Raw genomic sequence first — 24648 nt, forward strand, 5'->3', positions numbered from 1 at the left:
TCGGTGCATCCGCGCGGCTAGGTTTGCCGGGTGCAGTCATCGGTGACCCAACCCCAGAGCGCCACGCCCGGGTCCGGCGGACCCCCGCCCGAGGTGGGGCCACCCCCGCGACGGTCGAGCGGGCGGGCCTGGGAGTGGTCGCTCGCGGCCCTCCTGCTGCTGCCCAACCTCGTGCTGCTCATCGTCTTCACGTACCGTCCGCTCCTCGACAACATCAGGCTGTCGTTCACCGACTGGAACATCTCCTCGCCCATCGCCAACCCCGTGGGCCTGTCCAACTACATCGAGTGGTTCGGGCGTGACGACACGAAGATCATCGTGCGCAACACCCTCGTCTTCACCGTCGCCACCGTCGGCATCTCCATGGCGGTCGGGCTCGGCCTCGCCCTGCTGCTCGACCAGAAGCTCAAGGGGCGCAACATCGTCCGCTCGGTCGTCTTCGCGCCGTTCGTCATCTCGGGCGCCGCGATCGGCATCGCGTTCCAGTTCGTCTTCGACCCGCAGTTCGGGCTCGTCCGTGACCTGCTCGCACGGATCGGGGTCGCCTCGCCCGACTTCTACCAGCAGCCGGGCTGGGCGCTCTTCATGGTGACCGTCACCTACATCTGGAAGAACCTCGGCTACACCTTCGTCATCTACCTCGCCGCCCTCCAGGGTCGGCGAGCCGACCTCGACGAGGCGGCCGAGATCGACGGCGCCACCGCGTGGACCCGCTTCCGACGCGTCCTCATGCCCCAGCTGCGCCCGACGACGTTCTTCCTGTCGATCACCGTGCTGCTCAGCTCGGTCCAGGTCTTCGACATCATCAACGTCATGACCCGCGGCGGACCGCAGGGCAACGGCACGACCACCCTCGTCTACCAGGTCTACCAGGAGACGTTCGTCAACCAGCGCGCCGGCTACGGCGCCACCGTCGCCACCGTCATGTTCGTCATCCTGCTCGCCGTCACGGTGGTCCAGGTGCGCTTCATGGACAGGGGGAAGCAGGCATGAGCACCTCCACCATCGTCGGGACCCGCGACGACGAGCAGGTCCCGCCGGCCGGCGGGCAGCGCCGGCGTCGACGCACGTCGCACCAGGTCGAGGCCTCGGCGCACCACCGCGGACCGATGTGGACCGTCGCGGGCTACGCCGGCATGGTCCTCGTCGTCCTCGTCATCGCCGTCCCCCTCTTCTGGATCCTCCTCACCTCCTTCAAGGAGCGCGGGGACATCTACGTCCGGCCGGCCCAGTGGTGGCCGGACCCCCCGACGGGCCAGAACTACAGCGAGCTGACGACCCGCATCCCGTTCTTCGACTACGTCCGCAACTCGGTCATCATCACGTCGGCGACGTCGGTCGCCAAGATCGTGCTCGGCGTCATCAGCGCGTACGCCCTGTCGCTGCTGCGCTTCCCGGGACGCTCGATCGTCTTCCTCGTCGTCATCGCGGCGCTGATGGTGCCCAACCAGATCACGGTGATCAGCAACTACGCCCTCGTCGCGCAGCTCGGGTGGCGCAACACCTTCCAGGGCATCATCATCCCGCTCGCGGGCGTCGCCTTCGGCACCTTCCTCATGCGCAACCAGTTCCTCAGCCTGCCCGGCGAGATCATCGAGGCCGCGCGCCTCGACGGCGCCGGACCCATGAAGCTGCTGTGGCGCGTCGTCATGCCGATGTCGTGGCCGACCCTCGTGGCCTTCGCGCTCATCACCGTCGTCAACGAGTGGAACGAGTACCTCTGGCCGTTCCTCATGTCCGACGACGAGACGACGGCGCCGTTGCCGGTCGGCCTGACGTTCCTCCAGAACAACGACGGCGTGACGAACTGGGGGCCGGTCATGGCAGGCACCGTCCTGGCCATGCTGCCGATCCTCGTCCTCTTCCTCTTCCTCCAGCGACAGATGATCAAGGGCCTCACGGCGGGGGCCGTGAAGAGCTGAAACCGGCTCTGCCGCATGCCGATCCATCCCCACGACCCCACCCACCACCACAGGGAAAGGCACCATCCATGAACGAGTTCTCACGTCGAGGCTTCCTCGGCCTCGCCGGCGCGGCCGGCGTCGCCGGTCTCGCGGCCTGCGCGGGCACGGGTACGTCCCCGACGACGGGCGGCGGTGGCGGCTCGAGCAACACCATCGAGTTCTGGAGCAACCACCCCGGCAACAGCAAGCCGGTCGAGCAGCAGATCATCAAGGCCTTCGAGGCGGCCAACCCGAGCCTCAAGGTCAAGCTCGTCGACGCCGGCAAGAACTACGAGGAGGTCGCGCAGAAGTTCAACGCGTCGCTCGCCGGCGGCTCGCTGCCCGACGTCGTCGTCGTCTCGGACGTCACGTGGTTCAACTTCGCGCTCAACAAGCAGCTGAGCCCGCTCGACGAGCTGCTCTCGACGGCCAAGATCGACACGAGCGACTACGTCGACGCGCTGTACAACGACTACAACCTCGACGACAAGCACTACGCCCTCCCGTTCTCGCGGTCGACGCCGCTCTTCTACTACAACAAGGACCTCTGGAAGGCCGCCGGTCTCGAGGACCGCGGCCCGAAGGACTGGGACGAGTTCCTCACGTGGGCACCGAAGCTCAAGGCGGCCGCCGGCTCCGACAAGATCGTCATGGAGCTGCCCGACGGCTCGAACTACCTCGACTGGGTCTTCCAGAACATCGTGTGGGGCTACGGCGGTGCCTACTCGAAGGAGTGGACGCCGACCTTCTCGGACCCCAACACGGTCAAGGCGGGCACCTACCTGCAGAACCTCGCCAAGGACGGCTACCTCAAGCTGTCCAAGGACCCGGCTCCCGACTTCACGGCCGGCATCGTCGGCTGCAGCATGATGTCGACCGGTTCGCTCGGCGGCGTGGCGAAGGACGCGAAGTTCCCCGTGGGCACGGCGTTCCTGCCGGGTGACGGCAACTGCCCCACCGGCGGTGCGGGTGTCGGCATCCCTGCCAACATCCCCGACGACCGCAAGAAGAACGCGCTGAAGTTCATCGAGTTCCTCACCAACGCCCAGAACACCGTCACCTTCACGCAGGCCACCGGCTACATGCCCGTGCGCAAGTCCGCCGTGGACCTGCCGGAGGAGAAGGCCTTCCTCGAGAAGAACCCCAACGCCCAGACGGCGATCGAGCAGCTGCCCAAGACGCGGTCGCAGGACAACGTCCGCGTGCTGCTGCCCGGCGGCGGCGCCCGGATCGGCAAGGGCCTCGACCAGATCGTCCAGGGCCAGGACGTCGCGACCGTCTTCAAGGGGCTCGACGCCGAGAGCCAGCAGGTCTTCGACTCGCAGATCAAGAGCAAGCTCGGCGCCTGACGCGCCGCCGCACCAACCCCGGTCGTATGCCGTCCGGCGGGCCCGCTCGGACCCGCCGGACGGCTCCGGAGTGACGTGGAGACGGCGAGCACGCTCGCGCCCTCCTGTACCCGGCTCCAGACCCCCGAACCAGAACGACCCGAGAGGCCACCGATGGCAACCGTGTACTTCGACGAGGCGACTCGTCGGTTCTCCAAGGACGACGCCCCGGCGGTCGACGGCATCACGCTCGACATCGCCGACGGTGAGTTCCTCGTCCTCGTCGGCCCCTCGGGCTGTGGCAAGTCGACGACCCTGCGGATGCTCGCGGGTCTCGAGCCCGTCGACGGCGGGCGCATCCTCGTCGACGGCCACGACCAGAAGGGCGTGCGACCGCGGGACCGGGACATCGCGATGGTCTTCCAGAGCTACGCGCTCTACCCGAACATGTCGGCCGCCCAGAACATGGCCTTCGCCCTCGACAACGCGAAGGTGAGCAAGGCCGAGACGAAGCAGCGGGTCGCCGAGGCCGCGAAGATCCTCGAGCTCGAGCCGCTCCTCGACCGCAAGCCCGGCCAGATGTCGGGCGGTCAGCGCCAGCGCGTCGCCATGGGTCGCGCGATCGTGCGCAACCCCAAGGTCTTCTGCATGGACGAGCCGCTGTCCAACCTCGACGCCAAGCTGCGCGTGTCGACACGCTCGCAGATCGCCGGCCTGCAGCGCAGGCTCGGCATCACGACGGTCTACGTCACCCACGACCAGGTCGAGGCGATGACGATGGGCCACCGGGTCGCGGTGCTGCGCGACGGGAAGCTCCAGCAGGTCGACACGCCGGAGCGGCTGTACGACCACCCCGTCAACACCTTCGTCGCGGCCTTCATCGGCTCGCCGGCCATCACGCTCGTCGAGTCCGAGGTGCGCGAGGGCGTGGCGCGCGTCCACGGCGTCCCGGTGCCCCTGGACCGGGCCGTCGCCGGTCGGGCGGGGGAGAAGGTCGTCGTCGGGCTCCGTCCGGAGTCGTGGCACGTCGTGGACACCCCGGCCGGAGGCGGCCGGGACGGGTCCGACCCGTCCGCCCTCGCGCTCAGCGTCGAGCTCGTCGAGTCGCTGGGCTCGGAGTCGTTCGTCTACGGGCGCCCGGTCGGTGCCGACGAGGGCGCCGACCGCGTCACCGTTCGCCTCGACAAGCGCACCCACCTGACCGTGGGCGACACCGTGCACGTCGAGCCCAACCGTGGCGAGGTCCATCTCTTCGACGCTGCCTCCGGCGAGCGGATCGAGGCCTGAGGATGGCGTCTCGCCCCGGACCCTGGGCGTCGGGCCGCTTCGACGTCGAGGGGCATCGCGGCGCCAAGGGGCTCGTCGTCGAGAACACGCTGGCCAGCTTCGCCGCCGCGTACGACGCCGGGGTGACCGGCGTCGAGCTCGACGTCCGGCTCACGGCCGACGGGGAGGTCGTCGTCTGGCACGACCCGGTGCTGCTGCCGCTCAAGTGCCGGCCGACCGGGCCGGACCTCGTGGGGGCCCGGGTCGCCGACCTGAGCCTCGAGCAGCTGCGCACGGTCGACGTCGGCAGCCAGACGCTCGCCGGCTTCCCGGAGCAGCGACCGTCGCCGGGCGCCCGCATCTCGACCTTGGACGAGGTGCTCGCCCACGGGGTCGAGCGCGCGCCCGACGTGTGGTGGACCATCGAGCTCAAGGTCAACCCGCTCGACCCGGGGGAGTCCGCCGGACGGCATCGGCTCCTCGAGTCGGTCCTGGCGAGCGTCCACGAGGCCGGCCTCGAACGGCAGTGCTTCATGCATTCGTTCGACTGGGCCGTGCTCGAGCTCTCGGCCGAGCTCGCGCCCGACGTCATCCGGTCGGCCCTCGTCGAGGCCGCGGTGACGTGGGTCCCGGGCAGCCCGTGGACGGGCAGCGTCAGGGTGGGGGAGTCGCACGACGACGTGTGTGCCGGGGCGGCCGCCGTCGGCGCGGGCGTCATCTCACCCGAGCACGTGCTCGTCGATCCGGACTTCGTCCAGCGTGCGCACGCCGCCGGACTCGCGGTGCTGCCGTGGACGGTCAACGAGCCGGCGCGGATGGTCGAGCTCGTCGAGGCGGGAGTCGACGGCTTCGTGTCGGACTACCCCGACCGCGCCGTCTCCGTGCTGGCGCCGACGCCGGCCTGAAGCGCTGGGCCGGTGCGAGGGGTCCTCGTGCCGTAGCGAGGGGCCGGACCTGGTGGTCCGGCCCCTCGCTCCCCCTCCGGTGCCCCTCCGGGGCGGGAGCCGCGGCGCCCGTGGCACACTCGTGCGGTCGACAGGCGCCGATGTCGACGCTGTCACCGTCCCGGTGCAGCAGCTGGGTGGGGACCCCTGGACCCCACCCATTCGCTAGAACGCCGTTCCAGCGAACTCATGATGCGTTCGAAGGGCTCCGATGTCAACAGACCGGGCGTACGACAACAGCTCGCGGGCGGAAGCAGCCCTGGCCACCCGGCGCCGGATCATCGAGGCTGCGGGCGAGATGCTCCTGCGCGACGGCTACCACGCCATGTCCGTCAGCGCGCTCGCCGCGAACGCCGGCGTCAGCGCGCAGACCGTCTACAACGCCGTCGGCGGGAAGGCGGCCGTCGTCAAGGCGGTCTACGACGTGCTCCTCGTCGGTGACGACGCGCCCGTCGCGATGCAGGACCGGCCGGAGTTCCGAGCCATGTCGACGGCCCCCGACCGTGAGGGCTTCGTCCGCGCGTACGCCGCGTTGTGCGCGACGATCTACGAGCGCGTCGGACCCCTTCTCGGCGTGCTCCTCGCGCAGGGCGCCGGCGGCGACACGGGCCTGCAGGAGTTCGTCGCGACGATCGACCGCGAACGTCGGGTCGGCAACACGAACGCCCTCAACGCCCTCGAGGCCGCTCACGGGCTGCCGCCACAGCTCGACCGCGAGCGGTTCATCGACATCGTCTGGACCGTGACCGCGCCCGAGATCTACGACCGTTTCGTGCGACGCTGCGGCTGGACCCACGCGATGTATGCCGCCTGGCTGGCCGAGGCGGTCGTCGCGATCTTCGACCGCGCCAGCAGCGCCGAGCAGGAGGACTGACCATGCCCCGCCAGATCGCGACCAACACCGAGGTCGACCGCGACGCGATGCTCGACTTCGTCCGTCCGCGCCACTCGATGGTGCTCATGACGCAGCGCGCCGACGGGCGCCCGCAGGCCTCGCCGGTCACGGGCGGCGTCGACGAGCAGGGACGCATCGTCATCTCGACCTACCCCGAGCGCGCCAAGACGACGAACGCCCGGCGCCGACCGCAGGTCAGCGTCCTCGTCCTGTCCGACGACTTCGGCGGGGAGTGGGTGCAGGTCGACGGCGACTGCGAGGTCATCGACCTGCCGGACTCCGTCGAGCCGCTCGTCGACTACTTCCGCGCCATCTCCGGCGAGCACCCCGACTGGGACGAGTACCGCCAGGCGATGCGTGACCAGGGCAAGTCCCTGCTTCGTGTCACGCCGACCCGATGGGGTCCGGTCGCCAGGGGCGGCTTCCCGGCCCGCCTCGCCTGAGGTCGCCCGTGCTGCGCGTCGGAGTCACCGGAGGGATCGGGTCGGGCAAGTCCACGGTGTCGCGGCGGCTCGCCGAGCTGGGCGCGCACGTCATCGACGCGGACGCCGTCGCCCGCGAGGTCGTCGAGCCGGGCGAGCCCACCCTGCAACGGATCCGGGCACGCTTCGGTGACGCGGTCGTCCGTGACGACGGCGGCCTCGACCGGGCGGCCCTGGCCGCGATCGTCTTCCCGGACCGCGACGCTCTCGATGCGCTCGACGCCATCACCGGGCCCGCCATCGCGGCCCGTGTCGCCGAGCGTCGGGCCGCCACTCCTGACGACGCGGTCTCCGTCTACGACATGCCCCTCCTCGTCGAGCGCGGGCTGTGGGTGCACGAGCACCTGACCGTCGTCGTCGAGACCGACGTCGAGACGCGGGTGCGCCGGCTCGTCGGACAGCGAGACCTCGACGAGAAGGACGCCCGGCACCGGATCGCCGCCCAGGCGACCGACGACCAGCGCCGTGCGGTCGCCGACGTCGTGCTCGACAACTCCGGCACGCCCGACGACCTCGCCCGCGCCGTCGACGCCCTCTGGCACGAGCGGCTCGTGCCCTACGCGAGCAACCTCGTGACCGGCACCCGGTCACGCCGGCCCGACCTCGCCCGAGAGTGCGTCGTCGAGCCACGGGCGGACTGGGAGCCACGCGCCGAGCGCGTCGTCGCCCGTCTCGCTGCGGCGCTCGCGCCGGCGGGCATCGCCACCGAGGTGTCGCACATCGGCTCCACGTCCGTGCCGGGACTCCTCGCCAAGGACGTCATCGACGTCCAGGTCGGGGTCCGCCACCTCGCCGACGCCGACCGGGACGACGTGCAGCGGGCGTTCCGGGACGCCGGCTACGTGTTCGCGCACGGCATCCACAGCGACACGCCCCACCCGGTCGGGTCCGACCCTGCCGACTGGACCAAGCGCTTCCTCGGCGGCTGCGACCCGGACAGCCACGTCCACGTCCACGTCCGTGAGCACGGCTCCGCAGGCTGGCGCTTCGCGCTGCTCTTCCGCGACTGGCTGCGCCTCGAGCCCGCCGAGCGGGACGCGTACGCCGCCGAGAAGCACCGGCTGCTCGGGCTGCACGAGGCCACCTCGGACTACGTCGTCGCCAAGGAGGCGTGGTTCGAGGGCGCGTGGCAGCGGGCAACGTACTGGGCCGAGCACACCGGGAGGCAGCCGCGGTAGGGAGCACCCGGCATACGCAGGGGGTGCGTGGTGTTGAGCGTGACATGCGTGGTGAGTACAAGGTCCCCGGTGGCAAGCTCGTGGCGGTCGACCTCGAGGAGGTGGACGGCAGGCTCGCCCGGGTGAGCGTGTCGGGCGACTTCTTCCTCGAGCCCGACGAGGCGCTCGGCGACATCAACGCTGCCCTGACGGGCATGCCCGTCGACGCCGGGGTCGAGCAGCTGGCCGCCGCCGTCACGGGCGCCCTCGCCGACGACGTGTCGCTCATCGGCTTCACGGCCGAGTCGATCGGCATCGCGATCCGTCGGGCCCTCGGCAAGGCGACCGGGTGGGGCGACCACACGTTCGACGTCATCCCGGCCCGCGTGCTCGACCCCGCCCTGCACGTCGCCCTCGACGAGGTCATCGCCCGCGAGGTCGCCGCGGGGGAGAGGCCGCCGACGCTGCGCTTCTGGGACTGGGACAGCCCCCTCGTCGTCATCGGCTCGTTCCAGTCGGTCCGCAACGAGGTCGACCCCGACGGGGCCGAACGCCACGGCATCGACGTGGTGCGGCGCATCTCCGGTGGTGGCGCCATGTTCATGGAGCCCGGCAACACCATCACGTACTCGCTCGTCGTGCCGACCTCCCTCGTCGAGGGACTGAGCTTCGAGCGGTCCTACTCCTTCCTCGACGAGTGGGTCATCGAGGCGCTCGCCGACGTCGGAGTGACCGCTCACTTCGTGCCGCTCAACGACATCGCGAGCGACCGCGGCAAGATCGGCGGCGCCGCGCAGAAGCGCTTCGTGTCGGGCGCGGTCCTGCACCACGTGACGATGGCCTACGACATCGACGCGGACAAGATGCTCGAGGTGCTGCGGATCGGCCGCGAGAAGATGAGCGACAAGGGCACGACGTCGGCCAACAAGCGCGTCGACCCGATGCGCTCCCAGACCGGGATGACGCGGGACGCGATCCTCGGGTCGTTCGCGACGTCGTTCGCCCGGCGCTACCGGACGACGGTCTCCGACTACACCGAGGCCGAGCTCGCCGAGGCCCAGCGTCTCGTCGACGAGAAGTTCGCGACCCCGGGGTGGACCCACCGCGTCCCGTGATGTCGAGACCGGCGTGTCCGCTCCGACGTCCCTCCCGAGGCGGCAGACTGGCCGCCCGCGAACCGAAGGGACATCCCATGAAGTACGTCATCCTCATCCACTCGAACCCGCAGCCGTGGGGCCACCCGACCGGTGACTTCGTCGCCGAGGCGCTGGCCCGGCCGCAGGAGGAGCGCGACGCCGGAGGCGCGGCCTTCGACGCGATGCTCGAGGAGCTGTCGAAGAGCGGTGAGCTCAAAGGTGGTGAGGCGCTCGGCGACCCGGCGTCGGCCCGGCTCTTCCGGTGGGCCGAGAGCGGCACGGTCGCGACGGACGGTCCGTACGCCGAGAGCAAGGAGCACCTCGCCGGCTTCTTCCTGCTCGACGTGGATTCCCGGGAGCGTGCCGAGGAGCTCGCCGTGAACTTCGCGGGGCCCGGCGACACCATCGAGCTGCGGCCTGCCCACGTCTGGGAGGACTAGCCGAATGGGCGCTGTCGGTCGTGCGACGTACGGTTGAGCCATGCGTCCCACGACCGACCTCCAGCGCACGGTGGCACCCTTCGAGGTGATCTCCGAGTACACCCCGAGCGGAGACCAGCCCACGGCCATCGCCGAGCTCGCGAAGCGCGTCCGGGCGGGAGACACCGACACCGTGCTGCTCGGTGCCACCGGCACCGGCAAGTCGGCGACGACGGCCTGGCTCATCGAGCAGGTCCAGCGGCCGACCCTCGTCATGGCGCCCAACAAGACGCTCGCCGCGCAGCTGGCCAACGAGTTCCGCGAGCTGCTGCCCAACAACGCCGTCGAGTACTTCGTCAGCTACTACGACTACTACCAGCCCGAGGCGTACATCCCGCAGACGGACACCTACATCGAGAAGGACAGCTCGGTCAACGACGAGGTCGAGCGCCTGCGGCACTCGGCGACCAACTCGCTGCTGACCCGACGTGACGTCATCGTCGTCGCCTCGGTGTCGTGCATCTACGGTCTCGGCACGCCGCAGGAGTACGTCGACCGGATGGCCCGGCTCAAGGTCGGCCAGGAGGTCGTGCGCGACGACCTGCTGCGCCGCTTCGTCGAGATGCAGTACACCCGCAACGACCTCGCCTTCACCCGTGGCACCTTCCGCGTCCGGGGCGACACCGTCGAGATCATCCCCGTCTACGAGGAGCTCGCGATCCGCATCGAGTTCTTCGGCGACGAGATCGAGCGCATCTACACCCTGCACCCCGTGACCGGCGAGGTCGTCAACGAGGAGCAGGAGATGTACGTCTTCCCGGCGTCCCACTACGTCGCCGGGCCCGAGCGGATGGAGCGGGCGATCCGGGGCATCGAGCTCGAGCTCGAGGACCAGCTGGCGCTCTTCGAGAAGCAGGGCAAGCTCCTCGAGGCCCAGCGCCTGCGCATGCGCACGACGTACGACCTCGAGATGATGCGGCAGGTCGGCTTCTGCAACGGCATCGAGAACTACAGCCGCCACATCGACGGCCGCACGTCCGGCTCGGCCCCGAACTGCCTCATCGACTACTTCCCCGAGGACTTCCTCCTCGTCCTCGACGAGTCCCACCAGACGGTGCCGCAGATCGGCGCGATGTACGAAGGCGACATGTCGCGCAAGCGGATGCTCGTCGAGCACGGCTTCCGTCTCCCGAGCGCCATGGACAACCGGCCCCTGAAGTGGGAGGAGTTCCTCGAGCGCATCGGGCAGACGGTCTATCTCTCGGCGACCCCGGGGGAGTACGAGCTGGCCAAGTCCGGCCCGCCGGTCGAGCAGATCATCCGCCCCACCGGTCTCATCGACCCCGAGGTCGTGCTCAAGCCGACCAAGGGCCAGATCGACGACCTCATGCACGAGATCCAGGAGCGCACGAAGCGCAACGAGCGCGTCCTCGTCACGACCCTGACGAAGAAGATGGCCGAGGACCTCACCGACTACCTCCTCGACAAGGGCATCCGGGTCCGCTACCTCCACAGCGACATCGACACGTTGCGCCGCGTCGAGCTGCTCCGCGAGCTGCGCACGGGTGTCTTCGACGTCCTCGTCGGCATCAACCTGCTCCGCGAGGGCCTCGACCTGCCCGAGGTCTCGCTCGTGTCGATCCTCGACGCCGACAAGGAAGGCTTCCTCCGGTCGGCGCGGTCGCTCATCCAGACGATCGGTCGCGCGGCTCGCAACGTGTCCGGCCAGGTGCACATGTACGCCGACAAGATCACGCCGTCGATGGAGCAGGCCCTCGACGAGACCAACCGGCGTCGCGAGAAGCAGATCGCCTACAACACCGAGCACGGCATCGACCCGACGCCGCTGCGCAAGAAGATCGCCGACATCACCGACCTGCTCGAGCGCGAGGACGCCGACACCCAGGAGCTGCTCGGCTCCGGGCGCATGCAGTCCCGCGGCAAGAGCGGCGCCGGGCGCGGCGCCATGGCCGCCGACGTCGGGGTGTCCGCGGGCGGCACGACCAACCGACCGGCCGACATGGCGGCCGCCGACCTCGCCGGGCTCATCCAGGAGCTCACGACCCAGATGCACCAGGCGGCGGCCGAGCTGCACTTCGAGCTCGCAGCGCGCCTCCGCGACGAGATCGGCGACCTCAAGAAGGAGCTGCGGCAGATGAGTGCCGCAACCCGGTGATGGGCCCGGTGCTGGCACGGTGGTGACCCGGTGATGACCCAGAGCTCCGGGAGGGGAGTGGCGGCACGGCTCCGCGCCGCCGCCCTCGCGCTGCCCGGGGCGTGGGAGGACTCGCCGTGGGAGGGTGACACCGTCGCCAAGGTCGGCGACAAGATCTTCGTCTTCCTCGGTGATGAGTCGATCGGCGTCAAGAGCGCCCGCAGCCGCACCGAGGCCGACGAGTGGCTGCACCGCTACCCCGACGACGCCTCGGTCATGGCCTACATCGGCCGGCACGGGTGGAACACCCTGCGCACCACGGGGGCGATCGCACCGGACGAGCTCCTCGAGGCGATCGAGACCTCCTACGAGATCGTCGTCTCGGGTCTGCCGCGCAGCAAGCGACCCGGGACGGTCGGCTGAGCGGCGTGCGCGGCGCCACCCGTCGTGCTCACGGGTCGGACCGATTTGAGGCAGGCGGCCCGGAGTGAAAGACTCAGGCGTTCACGGAGGGGAGTATCCCCGACACGACGGGCTCGTCATCACGGAGTGGGTCTCACCGCCGCTCCCGGTCCCGTCGGTCCGGCACCACGCCGGGCGGGAGAGACCTCCGGTTACTGCTCTGGTGACCGGAAGGTTGTGCCCATGAACGTTCCCGTGTGGGGTTGGTTCCTCACCATCGGTCTGATGACCGTCTTCCTCGCCGTCGACGTCTTCGTCATCGCGCGGCGACCCCACGTCCCCTCGATGGCCGAGGCCGGGAGGCATCTGGCCTTCTTCGTCGGTCTGGCCGTGCTCTTCGGACTCTTCATCTGGTTCGAGTGGGGCGGGCAGTACGCCGGGGAGTTCTACGCGGGTTGGCTCACCGAGTACTCCTTGTCCGTCGACAACCTCTTCGTCTTCCTGCTCATCATGGGCAGCTTCAAGGTGCCGAAGAAGCTCCAGCAGTCGGCGCTCATGGTCGGCATCGTCATCGCGATCATCCTGCGCGGCATCTTCATCGGGCTCGGCGCGGTCGTCATCAACGCGTACGCGTGGGTCTTCTACATCTTCGGCGCCTTCCTCGTCTACACGGCGATCAAGCTCGCGACCGGTGGCGAGAGCGACGACGACGAGTACCACGAGAACCGCTTCCTGCTCTGGGTCGAGAAGCGCTTCCCGGCGACCAAGGAGTGGCACGGCACGAGCCTGACGGTGATCGAGAACGGCAAGCGCCTCATCACGCCGATGCTCATCGTCATCCTGGCCCTCGGCACGACCGACCTGCTCTTCGCGCTCGACTCGATCCCGGCGATCTACGGCCTGACCAACGAGCCGTACCTCGTCCTGACGGCCAACATCTTCGCCCTCATGGGCCTGCGCCAGCTCTACTTCCTCATCGGCGGCCTGCTCAAGAAGCTCGTCTACCTCAGCATCGGCCTCGCGGTCCTCCTCGCCTTCATCGGCGTCAAGCTCGTCATGCACGCGATGCACGAGAACAACCTGCCGTTCATCAACGGCGGCCAGCCGATCGAGGGCGTCCCCGACATCCCGATCCTCGTCTCGCTCGGTGCCATCGTCCTCATCCTCGGCGTGACCACCGTCGCGAGCCTCTGGAAGTCCAGCCGTGACGCGAAGCTCGAGACCGCGAGCGGGTCTGCGGCCGCGAACGGCTCCGCCGCCGTGGACGGCGTCCGCGACGGCGACACCGAGGCTCCGGACGCGCCCCGGGACGCTGCCGCCGGGCTGCCGGCCGAGGAAGACGTGACGACTCCTCGCGCCACGCACGACCAACGCTGACGTATGCCGTCACGACGCGTCCGCCGACCGCGCGGTTCGCGGTCGGCGGACGCGTCGGCGGCGCCCGACGCGTCGGCGGCGCCCGACGCCTCTTCCCGTCGTGCAGCGGCAGCCGCCGCTCGTCGCCGGAAGCAGGCCGGCATCACCTGCCGGTGAGCTCCTGGGCCAGCATGACGATGATGCCGCTGGGTCCGCGGAGGTAGGTCAGCCTGTAGACGTCTTCGTAGGTCGCCACGCCGCGCAGTGGATGGCACCCGTGCCTCGCCGCGATCGCCAGGGCCTCGTCGATGTCGTCGACCGAGAAGGCGACCCGGTGCATGCCGATCTCGTTGGGCAGGGTGGGCGTCGTCTCGATGGCGCTCGGGTGGATGTACTCGAAGAGCTCGAGGCGGCCGTGCCCGTCCGGCGTCTGGAGCATGGCGATCCTGGCGTGGTTGCCGTCGAGGCCCACGGCGGTGTCGGTCCACTCGCCGCTGACCGTGTCCCGACCGAGCACGGTCAGTCCGAGGTCGGTGAAGAAGGCGATCGTCGCCTCCAGGTCGTCCACGGCGATGCCGACGTTCTCGAGCTTGATGGGCATGCTCCGCACGCTACCGAAGCGGGCTGACCTGGTCGTCGCGACGAGCCCGCGATGCCGAGATCGAGGCGTCCGTTCCCGCCCGTGGGCGTTCGCCGCCGGTAGGGTCCGAGCATCGGGGGAAGAGGTCCTCCGACGACGACAGGGGAACCTCATGAGGACACGACTGCGCACTGCGGCCGCTGGGCTCGCACTGACGCTCGCATCGACGCTCGGCGTCGTCGCCGCATCGCCGGCCACGGCCGCCGACCCGGTCGGCTTCGCCAAGGTCAGCAGCTGCGCCGACCCGCAGCTCAACGCCTTCGACAACTGGTCGGGCCACACGCTCGGGGCCTACAAGGACACCAACTGGGTGCCGCAGGGCATGACGTACGACTCCGCGGGCGACTACCTCTACGTCTCGATGTACCACCGCGACGCCACCGAGGTGCCGCGCGTCGTCGTCTACAAGCGGTCGACCTCCGCGTGGGTCAAGACGATCGAGCTGAGCGGCGTCCCCAAGACGGGTCATGCGGGCGGTCTCACGATCGGGCGCGGCAACCTCTACGTCGCCGACAGCGTCGGTGGTGCGCGGATCTACCGCATCCCGCTCGACCGCATCCGTGCCGTGCCGGCCGGCGCTCGAAAGGCCGTCGCCTACGCCGCGCGCTACACCGTGAACAGCCTGTCGCGGGCGTCCTACGTCGACTACGACGGTGGCTCCCTCTTCGTCGGCGACTTCTACAACAACGTCATGCGCCGCTACCCGACGTCCGCCGCGGGCACCGTGACGCTGACCCCCAACGCCTCCTACTCGACACCGACCATCGTCCAGGGCGTGCAGGTCACGAGCAGCCGCTTCGTCTTCAGCCGCTCGTGGGGCCGGGACAACCTGAGCAAGGTGACGACGCAGGTCCGGTCCTCGGGTGCGCGCACGAGCCACAACACCCTGCCGATGATGGAGGGGATCGTCTGGGCACCGCAGTCCGCGGGCTCGACGGTCAACCGTCTCTACTCCGTGTTCGAGTCGACGTCCAAGGAGTACGCCGACTCCAACTGCCGCACCCACGCCATCTGGAGCGCCTCGAGCAGCTACATCCTCTGACCCGCGGCGCGTCGTCCCCCTGTCACCGCCTGCACGGTGTGACGGGGGGACCTCCGGGTCCGGGGTCGGTCACGGGTGCAGGACGTCGCCGTCCGGCAGCCTGGTGTCGTCAGCGGACGCGGTGCGCGACGACCCAGCCGAGCAGGGCGGGGACGGCCATGGCGACGAAGACGGCGGCATACGCCCCGGGGACGGCCGAGCCGGCCCCGGCGAAGACGATGGCCGAGAGGGCGATCGCCGTCGCAGCGCCCGACGAGTCGCCGATCTGCAGGGCCGAGCTGACGAAGCCCTGCTCGGTGGACCCGGCGCGCGAGAGGGCCTGGGCCGTCACGCGCGGATAGAGCGTCCCGATCCCGAGGCCGACGACGGGGAAGAGCGCGATGACGACCCACGTCGGAGCATCGAGCGCCACGACACCGGCGAGGGCGAGCAGGGCGAGGGCGATCGCCGCGAGGGAGACGGCCGCCGTGCGTCCGATCTCGAATCGGCGGTCCCAGCGGCCCTGGACCCACGATCCGGCGAACCAGGTGACACCCGTGACGGTGAGCGCGACGCCGGCGAGGCTGGGGCTGAGGCCGTCGCGCTCGGTCAGCAGGCGGGGCAGGTAGACCTCGGCGCCACTGAACGCCGCGAAGGCGAGGGCCCGCAGCGCGACGTCGGTCGGCAGCCCGCGCGCGGCCCGCAACGTCCCGCGCGGTGTGAGCGGCAGCAGGGTGAGACCCACGACGACGAGGGCGAGCACCGCGAGGGTGACGCCCCACGGGTCGAGCCGGTCGGCGACCGCGTTGAGACCGAGCACGGCGAGGGCGAGCACGACGGACGCGGCGATCGACCGCCACCGCCAGGGGACGTCCACGACGTCCTGCCGAAGCCCGGTGACGATGCGGCCGAGCAGCAGGGCCGCCACGACGAGGACGACGAGTGCCAGCCCGAAGACCCAGCGCCAGCCGATCGTCTGGGTGATGAGGCCGGCGACGAAGGGTCCCGCGATCGACGGCACGACCCATGCGGCCGAGAAGCCGGCGAGGATCGCCGTGTGCAGCCTCTGGGGGTAGACGCGGGTCACGAGGACGTAGAGCGCCGTGCTCGTCATGCCCGCGCCCAGGCCCTGCACGACCCGCGCTGCGACGAGGACCCCCATCGTCGGCGCGAGCCCGGCGACGACGAGACCGGTGGCGAAGAGCACCAGGCCGATGAGCAGGGGCGGCCGGGGCCCGCGACGGTCGGCGAGGTTGCCGGACCACACGATGCTGACGATCCCCGACGCGAGCGTGGCCGTGAAGGCCATGGCGTAGAGGGACGCGCCGTCGAGCTCCCGGGCGATCGTCGGCATGACGGTCGTCAGTGCGAGCGCCTCGAAGGCGTGCAGGGACACGAGGGCGATGACGCCGATCGTCGTGGCCCGCAGCGCGGGGGCCAGGATGCCCCCGCCTGCGTCGGGGACGGCCGCGTCGGTGTCAGGGCGCATCGTGCTCGAGGTCATCCGGCGACGATAGGACCTCAGGCGGACTTGAGGTCAAGCGGTCGGCAGCGAGGCCCATCAGCCCGGTCCCAGCGCGGCGTCCGTTGACTCGGGACGCGACTGGGCGCCGAGGACGATGACGCTGGCGAGGACGACGAGTGCCATACCGGCCACCTGCCCTCGGTCGAGCACCTGGTCGAGGACGACGAACCCCGCGAGGGCCGCGACGACCGGCTCGAGGCTGAGCAGGATGCCGAACACGCGTTGCGCGAGGTGGCGCAGGGCGACGAGCTCGAGCGAGTAGGGCAGCACGGAGGACAGGACGGCGATGCCGAGACCGAGCGCGACGTCCCGCGGCGTCCAGCGGTCGACCGACGTCAGGCCGAGCGGCGCGACCGCGACCGTCGACACGATGAGGGCGAGGGCGAGCCCGTCGAGGCCCCCGAACGCCTTCCCGGTGCGCTGGCTCAGGACGATGTAGGCCGCCCACATGACGCCCGCGAGCGCCGCGAATCCGACCCCCACGAGGTCGAGCCGGTCCCACGACGTGTGCAGCACCCCCGAGACGAGGACGACCCCGAGGGCCGCCGCGGCGACCGCCAGCACGTCCCGCGGCCGACGGCTCAGTGCTGCGGCGAGGCCCAGAGGGCCGAGGAACTCGATCGTCACGGCCACGCCGATGGGCAGGTGGGCCAGGGACGCGTAGAACGAGGTGTTCATCGCCGCGAGCGCGAGCCCGAAGAGCACGACGGTGCCCCAGTCGGACCGGCTGCGACCGCGCCACGAGGGGCGCGCGACGGCATACAGGATGACCATCGCGAAGAAGAGGCGCAGCAGCACCGACCCGGGCGCCCCGATGCGGGGGACGAGCGTGGCGGCGAAGGCGCCACCGAACTGGACGGAGACGACACCGCCGAGGACGAGCAGGGGAGCGCTGCGGCGGTCGACGCTCACGGCATCGGCAGGCGCCCGGCGGCGACGAGGGTGGCGAGGCGGTCGGCGGGCAGGTCCTCCTCGACGAGCACGCCTCCGGTCTCCGAGGCGTGGACCATCCGTCCGGGGCGCACGACGATGCCCACGTGGTGGATCCGCTGACCCGGCCGGGCGAAGAAGTAGAGGTCGCCCGAGCGGACGGCATCGAGCTCGACCGCCGTCGCGAGCTCCGCCTGGGCGTACGCGTCGCGGGCCACGACGACGCCGAGGAGGCGCCAGGTGTGCAGCACGAGTCCCGAGCAGTCGAAGCCGAGGGGGGACACGCCGGACCACAGGTAGGGCAGGCCGAGGTGGCGGCGGGCCTCGGCGACGGCCGGGTGCGTGTCGGCGCGGTCGGACGCGGCGGACGTGTCGATGACCGGCGCCGGCCCCGTGACGCGGGTCTCGGCCGCGGGCACCAGGTGGGCCGTGGGCACCCACCCCGGGTAGCCGCGGTCGTCCTTGGGGGAGAGCTGCCACGGTGCCACGACGTGGGACCACGTGCCGGACTCCGAGGTGTCGGTCACGACGACGGGCTCCCCGGCCAGCAGCTGCGACTCGACCCGGCCGTGCAGGCCGAGCCTTCCGTCGCCGGACTCGTCGTCGGCGCTGCGTTCGTCGAGCGCGGCGAGCCACGCCGCGGCATCGGGCTCGTCGGCGACGACGGGCGCGTCGACGGGCCGAGGACTCCCCGGGCTGGACCAGACCGTCGTCACGGGGACGCGGACGAGGTGGGTGGCGGTGACGGCGTTGACGGCGACGGGCGAGCTCACGCCCGTCATCCTCGCACCCGGCTCCGGGGCTCGCTCAGGCCGGCCAGGCGGTGGACCCCGCGACGTGCACGGTCCGACCGTCGACGGACACCTCCCACACGAGGTGCTCCGGAGTCCGCTCCCACGTGAGGACCGGCTCGCCCGTGTGGGCGTCCGAGTCGGCGCCCACGGCGGCCGTCGCCGTGGCCGTGATCGTCTGCGGGTCGGTCCAGAGGAGTGCCGGCGGGCACGACGCGAGGTCGCCCTCGTGACGCTGGAACGTCGACCACCGGCGTATGCGTGCAGCGGGCTCGCGCGCGTCGGTGCCGTCCGTGCCTGCCGGAGTCGTCGCGACGTCGACGAGGGCGAAACCGACGAGGCGCTCGCCGGTGGTGACGGGCACGAACCACGGCGCGACCTCGGCCGCCCGGTCCCGCGCGCTGACCGGCCCCGGTGCCAGGACGGGCTCCGGTGCCCGGACCGGCACCGGGCGGCCGACGACGCCCCGGCCGTGCACGAGGGGACCGACCCTGGTCGCGTCCGCGACGAGCTGCAGCGTCGCCGCCCGGGCGCCCGCGGCGAGGCTCGCCCCGGCGTCGGGTGCCCCTCCCGGGCGGTCGGCGTCGCGCTCCATCAGGCCAGTGTGACCTGCGCGGTGAAGGTGCGACGGTACGTCGTCACGTCGAAGTTCTCCCACCGCGTGACGACGCCGGTGCTCGGCGGCCACGGGTCGAAGACGGTGAGCCCACGGTCCGTGGCGGTCAGCAGGAGCCACTCCGTCTCGGAGTAGCCGACGACGGTGCGCGAGTGGCCCGGCACGAAGCTGACGAGCGGGCGGTTGGCGTTGATCTCGCTGACGAACCGCGAGAACGGGTTCGTCGTGTACATCGTCGCGTCGAGGGCGTTGCTGCTGAGCCGCTCGAGGACGGTGACGACGAGCGCGTCGTTCGCGTAGGGCAGTCCCGTCGGGCTCGACGGCGTGCCGAGGCCGAGCTCGGCGGCGACCCTCACCTGGTCGTACTCGTAGCGGTAGAAGTCGAGCACCATCTGCACGCTTGCGGCGACGCACCACACGTTGGTCTGCTGGCCCCGCAGCTCGTAGCAGACCTGGTGGTCGCTGTTGCGCGTGCTGTAGTGCAGGTCCCGACGGCGCGTGCGCAGCAGGATGTCGACGGTGTCGACGACGGAGACGGTGAAGCGGTCCCGGTCGAGGCGCTCGACGAGCCGCGACAGCTCGCCGACCGCGGTGTCGTAGCGCGCGGCCCGGGACTCGCGGGCCTTCGCGGTGAGGCTGCCGAGGAAGGACCAGCGCTCGAAGTCGGACGGGGGTGCGCCCCGCTCGCGCTTGCTCGCCGGAGGGACGACCTCCCACGTGTGCAGCTCGAGCATCGCCACCTCGCGCCCCTCACGGAGGAGCTGGAGCGCGAGCTTCGGGTGGCTGTAGTCCACGAAGCGCACCTCGTCGACGTCCACCTGGGTGCCGTCGTTCTGCTTGGCGAGCACCTCGAGGGCCTCTTCGACGAGGCGCTCGGGCTCCCAGACGGCGTCGGGCGAGGCGGCGACGAGGACGGCGCCCATCGCGGGACTCGCCCCGACGTCGAGGTACCCGCGAGCCTTCCTGCCCCCGAGGCGGGCCCGCCAGAAGAGGACGTCTCCCGACAGGTCGTGCACCGGGGTCGCAGCCGGCTCGACCTCGGCGCCCGTGAGCGAGCGTGGGAGCGCGTCGACGCTGAGCAGCAGGCTGGCGTGGGTGGCGGCGAGCGTGACATAGCGCTCGGACTCCTGGCTGACGACGGGGGTGGTGACGGACATGGTGGCTCCTTCGCGCGGTTGCCGGTCAGTGGCCCGCGCTCAGCAGCCTGATACCTCCCTGTCTCTTCCCTCACGAATCGGTGTGGACCTCGGCGAGGTACTGGTCCGCGCGCCCGAGGAGCCGTACCGTCAGGAGTATGGAAGAGCGAATCACCCTCGAGGGATTCGATCCCCCGAAGAACCGACGTCACGGCCCCGACGGCGACCTCGTCGACGTCCAGGGCTGGCTGCGTGCGCCCATCGACTGGATCGGCGGGCCTCGCCTCGAGCGGGCCTGGCGGGAACGCCACGGCCGGTCGCGCCTCGGTGTCGGCCTCTCGGTCGCGGGCAACCCGCGGCGCCACCTCCTGCTGACCAACGTCCCGCCGGACCTCGACTTCCTCCGCTCCGAGCTCGAGTCGCTCATCGCAGAGCTCGACCCCGACACGACCTCGGACCTCGAGGACGCCCAGTAGCCCCGGTGCACGACCCCGGCGACCGGAACGTCGACGGCCGCGCGACCGCGCCCGCCGTCCCCATCCGTGCCGTGCCCGGTTCGTGACGCCCTGCCCCGGTCCGCCCGTCTCGTCCCGCTCACCTCGACGGGGTGAACCACCGCGACTCGCCCCCGCGCACCGGATCCCGCTCGTACGCTGAGCGCGTGGCGAGACCCGCGATCATCACCGTGGACGACGACGCGCCGGTCTCCGCCGCGATCGCGAGGGACCTGCGGGCCCGCTACGGCGCCGAGCACCGCATCCTGCGCGCCACCTCGGGCGCCGAGGCCCTCGACCTCGTGGCCCGCCTCGTCCTGCGCGGACAGCCCCTCGCGCTCGTGGCCTCCGACCAGCGGATGCCCGGGATGACGGGCATCGAGCTGCTGGCCCGGGTGCGGGTCGACGTCCCGGACGCCAAGCTCCTGCTGCTCACGGCGTACGCCGACACGGACGTCGCGATCTCGGCGATCAACGACATCGGGCTCGACCACTACCTCCTCAAGCCGTGGGACCCGCCCGAGGACCGGCTCTACCCGGTCGTGGACGACCTGCTCTCCGACTGGCACAACGCGCACCCGGAGCGCACGTCCGACGTCCGCGTCGTGGGCCACCGTTGGTCCGAGGCGAGCGACGTCGTCAAGACGTTCCTCGCCAACAACCACGTGCCGTACGTCTGGCTCGACGTGGAGCGCGACGAGGAGGGGGCTCACCTGCGCGACCTCGCGGGCGCCGGACCGGAGGACCTCCCGCTCGTCCTCGTCCCCGACGGCGACACCCTCCGCGCCCCCACACCGGTCGCCGTCGCGTCTGCACTGGGGCTGCGCACCCGGGCCGAGCGCGCCCTCTACGACCTCTGCATCGTCGGCGGCGGACCGGCAGGGCTCGCCGCCGCGGTCTACGCCGCGTCCGAGGGCCTGAGCACCGTCGTCGTCGAGCACGACGCCCCCGGCGGGCAGGCCGGGCAGAGCGCGGCGATCGAGAACTACCTCGGCTTCCCGCGGGGCCTCTCCGGTGCCGACCTCGCGCAGCGGGCGATCGCGCAGGCCCGCCGCTTCGGCGCCGAGATGGTGCTCGCCCGGGACGTCATGGCGCTCGAGCAGCGCGGACCGGTCCGGGCCGTCCGCCTCGACGGGGCCGACGACATCGAGGCGCGCAGCGTCGTCCTCGCCACCGGTGTGTCCTACCGACGCCTCGATGCCCGTGGCATCGACGCCCTCTCGGGTCGTGGGGTGCACTACGGGTCCAACGCCGGCCAAGCGGCGGCCTGCGCCGGGGACGAGGTCTACGTCGTCGGCGCCGCCAACTCGGCCGGCCAGGCGGTGCTCAACCTCGCCCGCCACGCCAGGCGCGTCACCCTCGTCGTCCGCGGCGAGTCGCTCGAGGCGAGCATGTCGCAGTACCTCGTCACGCGGATCCGCGCCGACGAGCGCATCCGCGTCCTCTGTCGCACCGAGGTCGTCGGCGCGGACGGTGACGGCCACCTCGAGCGGCTGACCCTCTCGGACCGGCACACCGGCGCCACGACGGAGGTCGAGGCGGCCTGGCTGTTCGTCTACATCGGCGCGTCGCCGCGAACCGACTGGCTCGGCGCCGACGTCGCCCGCGACGAGCACGGCTTCGTCGTCACCGGCCACGACCTCGTCCTCGGACACCAGGCGCGCGGGTGGCCGCTGGCCCGCCCGCCGTTCGCCCTGGAGACGAGCCTGCCGGGGGTCTTCGCGGCGGGCGACGTGCGCTCGGACTCGATGAAGCGCGTCGCGTCAGCCGTCGGCGAGGGCTCGATGTCGGTTTACTTCGTCCACCGCTACCTCGCCACGATCTGACCGGCTGACGGGACCCGCGATGCTCGAGCTCTCCGACCTCCGCGCGGTGCCGCTCTTCGACGGGCTGGACGACGGCCAGCTGGTGCAGCTGCTCGACGGTGGCGCCGAGGTGCCGATCGTCCCCGGCGAGGTGGTCTGGCTCGAGGGTGACCGGGCCGACTTCTGGTGGGTCGTCGTCGACGGGACGCTCGACCTCTCGCGGCACATCGGGCGCGAGGACGTCGTCGTCGGCCGGATGGACGTGCCGGGTCGGTGGGCCGGCGGGTTCCGGGCCTGGGACGAGCACGGGGTCTACCTCGCGACGGCCCGGGGCGTCGCGCCCGGGCGGCTGCTGCGCGTCCCGGCCGAGCGCCTCCACGAGCTCGCGAACGTGTGGTTCCCCTTCGCCGCGCACCTCGTCGCCGGCCTCTACGGCACCGCGCGCTCGATCGAGGCGACGGCCCGCCAGCGCAGCGGTCTCGTGACGCTCGGGACCCTCGCGGCCGGGCTGGCCCACGAGATCAACAACCCCGCGGCTGCCGCAGCCCGGTCCTCCGCCGAGCTCGAGCACGCCTGCGACGGTCTGCTCGACGCCCTGCGCCAGATGGCGACGGCCGGTCTGACCGCGACCCAGTTCGGCGAGCTCGACGCGCTGCGCCGCGAGCTCGTGCCGCCGACGACGCTGCCCGACCCGCTCGAGACGGCCGACCGCGAGGAGGACCTGGGGGAGTGGCTCGACCGGGCCGGGGTCGAGCGGCCGTGGGAGCTCGCCGCGTCCCTCGTCTCCGCCGGCGCCGACGTCGGCTGGGTCGAGCGGGCCGCCGCGGTGGCACCGTCGCACGGGCTCGGCGCCTGTCTCGGCTGGGTCAGCCGCACCATCGACGTCTCGTCGCTCCTCGGCGAGGTGCGCGAGTCGACCCGCCGCGTGTCCGAGCTCGTCGCCGGCATCAAGTCCTACTCGCAGATGGACCGCGCCTCGCACCAGCGGGTCGACGTCCGCGAGGGGCTCGAGAGCACGTTGCTCGTCATGGGTCCCCGGCTGCGTCCCGGCATCACGGTGGTGCGTGACTGGGGCGGTGACGTGCCGCTCGTCGACGGGATGCCCGGCGAGCTCAACCAGGTCTGGACCAACCTCGTCGACAACGCCGTCGACGCCATGGACGGCGTCGGCACCCTCACCGTCACGACGCGCCTCGACGGGGAGTCCGTCGTCGTCGAGGTCGCGGACACCGGCGCGGGCATGAGCCCGGAGGTGCAGCAGCGCGCGTTCGAGGCGTTCTACACGACCAAGGACGTCGGCCGCGGGACCGGCCTCGGACTCGACATCGCCCACCGCATCGTCGTCGATCGCCACGGCGGGTCGATCGAGATCGAGTCCCGGCCGGGCGACACCCGCATGCGCGTGCGCCTCCCGATCCACGCCGCCCACGCTCCCGCGCCCTGACCAGCGGCCCGGCGGGACGGCATACGCCATCGCGTCGTCACCGAGGGCGTATGCCGTGCCGCCCGGTCAGGCGGTCACCAGCCGCGGGCGCGCCACTCGTCGAGGTGCGGCCGCTCGGCGCCGAGGGTGGAGTCGTCGCCGTGGCCGGGGTAGAACCATGTGTCGTCGTCGTAGACGTCGAAGACGCGGGTCGTGACGTCCTCGATGAGCGAGTCGAAGCTCTGACCGGGGTTCTTCGTGTTGCCGACGCCGCCGGGGAAGAGGCTGTCGCCGGTGAAGAGGTGGGTGTGCCCGCCGGGCGCGGGGTCGGCGTAGGCGAGCGCGATCGACCCCGGCGTGTGTCCCCGCAGGTGGACGACGTCGAGGGTGACGTCGCCGACGGACACGGTGTCGTCCTGGCCGACGCGCTCGGCGACCGGTACCGGCAGCGCGTCGGCGTCGTCCGCGCCGGCGATGGTGCGGGCACCCGTCGCCGCGACGACCTCGGCGAGCGCGCCGACGTGGTCGTGGTGCTGGTGCGTCGTGACGACGGCGTCGAGGCCACCGCCTCCGGTGGCCACGAGCTCGAGCAGGCGCTCGGGCTCCGCCGCGGCGTCGACGAGCAGCTGAGCCCCGGTGGCACGACACGTCAGCAGGTAGGCGTTGTTGCCGAAGCCGCCGACCTCGAGCTTGCGGATCGTCAGGTCGGGCAGCTCGCGGACGCCGGCCGGACCGCCCGCGGTGACGTGACCGGAGTAGGTGTCGTCGGGCGTGTGCGTCATCG

At 71.3% G+C, this 24648-nt stretch carries 24 protein-coding genes; 17 read left to right on the plus strand and 7 right to left on the minus strand.

The features are described 5' to 3' along the window. Window positions 1-42 precede the first annotated feature (42 nt). The 13 genes from H283_RS0113595 (at window position 43) to H283_RS0113655 (ending at window position 13504) form a co-directional block, all read left to right on the plus strand. Window positions 43-993: a carbohydrate ABC transporter permease gene (locus tag H283_RS0113595; RefSeq protein ID WP_196805988.1), complete on the plus strand. Its 951-nt coding sequence runs from the start codon at window positions 43-45 to the stop codon at window positions 991-993. Then, the gene (locus H283_RS0113600) at window positions 990-1922 is read left to right on the plus strand and encodes a carbohydrate ABC transporter permease (RefSeq protein ID WP_020144071.1); all 933 of its coding nucleotides are present in this window, start codon (window positions 990-992) and stop codon (window positions 1920-1922) included. The genes H283_RS0113595 and H283_RS0113600 overlap by 4 nt, the downstream gene beginning before the upstream one ends. 68 nt (window positions 1923-1990) lie before the next feature. Further along, entirely contained in the window at window positions 1991-3292 is a 1302-nt protein-coding gene (locus H283_RS0113605; RefSeq protein WP_020144072.1) for an ABC transporter substrate-binding protein, read from the plus strand. Between the two features lie 153 nt (window positions 3293-3445). After that, entirely contained in the window at window positions 3446-4558 is a 1113-nt protein-coding gene (locus H283_RS0113610; protein WP_020144073.1) for an ABC transporter ATP-binding protein, read from the plus strand. 2 nt (window positions 4559-4560) lie between these two features. Further along, window positions 4561-5442 carry a glycerophosphodiester phosphodiesterase family protein gene (locus H283_RS0113615; RefSeq protein WP_020144074.1) on the plus strand — a complete coding sequence of 294 codons (882 nt, stop codon included), beginning with the start codon at window positions 4561-4563 and terminating at the stop codon, window positions 5440-5442. Between the two features lie 250 nt (window positions 5443-5692). Next, a complete protein-coding gene (locus H283_RS25190) occupies window positions 5693-6355 on the plus strand; it encodes a TetR/AcrR family transcriptional regulator (protein WP_051103642.1) in 663 nt (220 codons plus the stop codon). Window positions 6356-6357: 2 nt separating this feature from the next. Beyond that, window positions 6358-6819 (plus strand): PPOX class F420-dependent oxidoreductase, encoded by a 462-nt coding sequence (locus tag H283_RS0113625; protein ID WP_020144076.1) that lies wholly within the window; start codon window positions 6358-6360, stop codon window positions 6817-6819. Window positions 6820-6827: 8 nt separating this feature from the next. Beyond that, on the plus strand, window positions 6828-8036 hold the full coding sequence (gene coaE, locus H283_RS0113630; RefSeq protein WP_020144077.1) for a dephospho-CoA kinase: 1209 nt from the start codon (window positions 6828-6830) through the stop codon (window positions 8034-8036). A gap of 44 nt (window positions 8037-8080) precedes the next feature. Next, entirely contained in the window at window positions 8081-9130 is a 1050-nt protein-coding gene (locus tag H283_RS0113635) for a biotin/lipoate A/B protein ligase family protein (RefSeq protein ID WP_020144078.1), read from the plus strand. A 77-nt stretch (window positions 9131-9207) separates the two neighbouring features. Then, window positions 9208-9591, plus strand: a complete 384-nt coding sequence (locus H283_RS0113640; RefSeq protein ID WP_020144079.1) for a YciI family protein — start codon at window positions 9208-9210, stop codon at window positions 9589-9591. Window positions 9592-9631: 40 nt separating this feature from the next. Next, entirely contained in the window at window positions 9632-11746 is a 2115-nt protein-coding gene (uvrB, locus tag H283_RS0113645) for an excinuclease ABC subunit UvrB (RefSeq protein WP_020144080.1), read from the plus strand. 33 nt (window positions 11747-11779) lie between these two features. Next, the gene (locus tag H283_RS0113650) at window positions 11780-12148 is read left to right on the plus strand and encodes an MmcQ/YjbR family DNA-binding protein (protein ID WP_051103653.1); all 369 of its coding nucleotides are present in this window, start codon (window positions 11780-11782) and stop codon (window positions 12146-12148) included. A gap of 222 nt (window positions 12149-12370) precedes the next feature. After that, a complete protein-coding gene (locus H283_RS0113655) occupies window positions 12371-13504 on the plus strand; it encodes a TerC family protein (protein WP_020144082.1) in 1134 nt (377 codons plus the stop codon). A gap of 142 nt (window positions 13505-13646) precedes the next feature. Here H283_RS0113655 and H283_RS0113660 read toward each other — a convergent pair whose 3' ends face one another. Next, window positions 13647-14084 (minus strand): VOC family protein, encoded by a 438-nt coding sequence (locus H283_RS0113660; RefSeq protein WP_020144083.1) that lies wholly within the window; start codon window positions 14082-14084, stop codon window positions 13647-13649. Between the two features lie 151 nt (window positions 14085-14235). Here H283_RS0113660 and H283_RS0113665 point away from each other — a divergent pair, with 151 nt between their 5' ends. Further along, the gene (locus H283_RS0113665) at window positions 14236-15165 is read left to right on the plus strand and encodes a hypothetical protein (protein ID WP_020144084.1); all 930 of its coding nucleotides are present in this window, start codon (window positions 14236-14238) and stop codon (window positions 15163-15165) included. Between the two features lie 109 nt (window positions 15166-15274). Here the strand turns inward: H283_RS0113665 and H283_RS0113670 are convergent, their stop codons facing one another. The 5 genes from H283_RS0113670 to H283_RS0113690 are packed head-to-tail and all read right to left on the minus strand — an operon-like array spanning window position 15275 to window position 20163. After that, window positions 15275-16648 carry an MFS transporter gene (locus H283_RS0113670; RefSeq protein ID WP_020144085.1) on the minus strand — a complete coding sequence of 458 codons (1374 nt, stop codon included), beginning with the start codon at window positions 16646-16648 and terminating at the stop codon, window positions 15275-15277. A 57-nt stretch (window positions 16649-16705) separates the two neighbouring features. Next, window positions 16706-17581 (minus strand): DMT family transporter, encoded by an 876-nt coding sequence (locus tag H283_RS0113675; protein ID WP_020144086.1) that lies wholly within the window; start codon window positions 17579-17581, stop codon window positions 16706-16708. After that, window positions 17578-18372 (minus strand): C40 family peptidase, encoded by a 795-nt coding sequence (locus H283_RS0113680; RefSeq protein WP_196805989.1) that lies wholly within the window; start codon window positions 18370-18372, stop codon window positions 17578-17580. Before H283_RS0113680 ends, H283_RS0113675 begins: the two co-directional genes overlap by 4 nt. A 34-nt stretch (window positions 18373-18406) precedes the next feature. Continuing rightward, window positions 18407-18985: a hypothetical protein gene (locus H283_RS0113685; protein ID WP_020144088.1), complete on the minus strand. Its 579-nt coding sequence runs from the start codon at window positions 18983-18985 to the stop codon at window positions 18407-18409. Next, a complete protein-coding gene (locus tag H283_RS0113690) occupies window positions 18985-20163 on the minus strand; it encodes a C39 family peptidase (protein WP_020144089.1) in 1179 nt (392 codons plus the stop codon). Before H283_RS0113690 ends, H283_RS0113685 begins: the two co-directional genes overlap by 1 nt. Window positions 20164-20300: 137 nt before the next feature. On the opposite strand from H283_RS0113690, the gene H283_RS0113695 reads away from it, so the two are divergent. The 3 genes from H283_RS0113695 to H283_RS0113710 all read left to right on the plus strand — a co-directional run bounded on the left by H283_RS0113695 (window position 20301) and on the right by H283_RS0113710 (window position 23885). Next, window positions 20301-20618, plus strand: coding sequence for a hypothetical protein (locus tag H283_RS0113695; RefSeq protein ID WP_020144090.1), 318 nt, complete (start codon window positions 20301-20303; stop codon window positions 20616-20618). Window positions 20619-20803: 185 nt separating this feature from the next. Continuing rightward, window positions 20804-22462 carry an FAD-dependent oxidoreductase gene (locus tag H283_RS0113705; RefSeq protein WP_028785580.1) on the plus strand — a complete coding sequence of 553 codons (1659 nt, stop codon included), beginning with the start codon at window positions 20804-20806 and terminating at the stop codon, window positions 22460-22462. A gap of 19 nt (window positions 22463-22481) precedes the next feature. Continuing rightward, window positions 22482-23885, plus strand: coding sequence for an ATP-binding protein (locus tag H283_RS0113710; RefSeq protein WP_020144092.1), 1404 nt, complete (start codon window positions 22482-22484; stop codon window positions 23883-23885). A gap of 74 nt (window positions 23886-23959) precedes the next feature. On the opposite strand, the gene H283_RS0113715 is transcribed toward H283_RS0113710, so the two are convergent. After that, window positions 23960-24646 carry an MBL fold metallo-hydrolase gene (locus H283_RS0113715; RefSeq protein WP_020144093.1) on the minus strand — a complete coding sequence of 229 codons (687 nt, stop codon included), beginning with the start codon at window positions 24644-24646 and terminating at the stop codon, window positions 23960-23962. Window positions 24647-24648 lie beyond the last annotated feature (2 nt).

This window comes from Terracoccus sp. 273MFTsu3.1 (genome assembly GCF_000383675.1).
GTDB lineage: Bacteria > Actinomycetota > Actinomycetes > Actinomycetales > Dermatophilaceae > Terrabacter.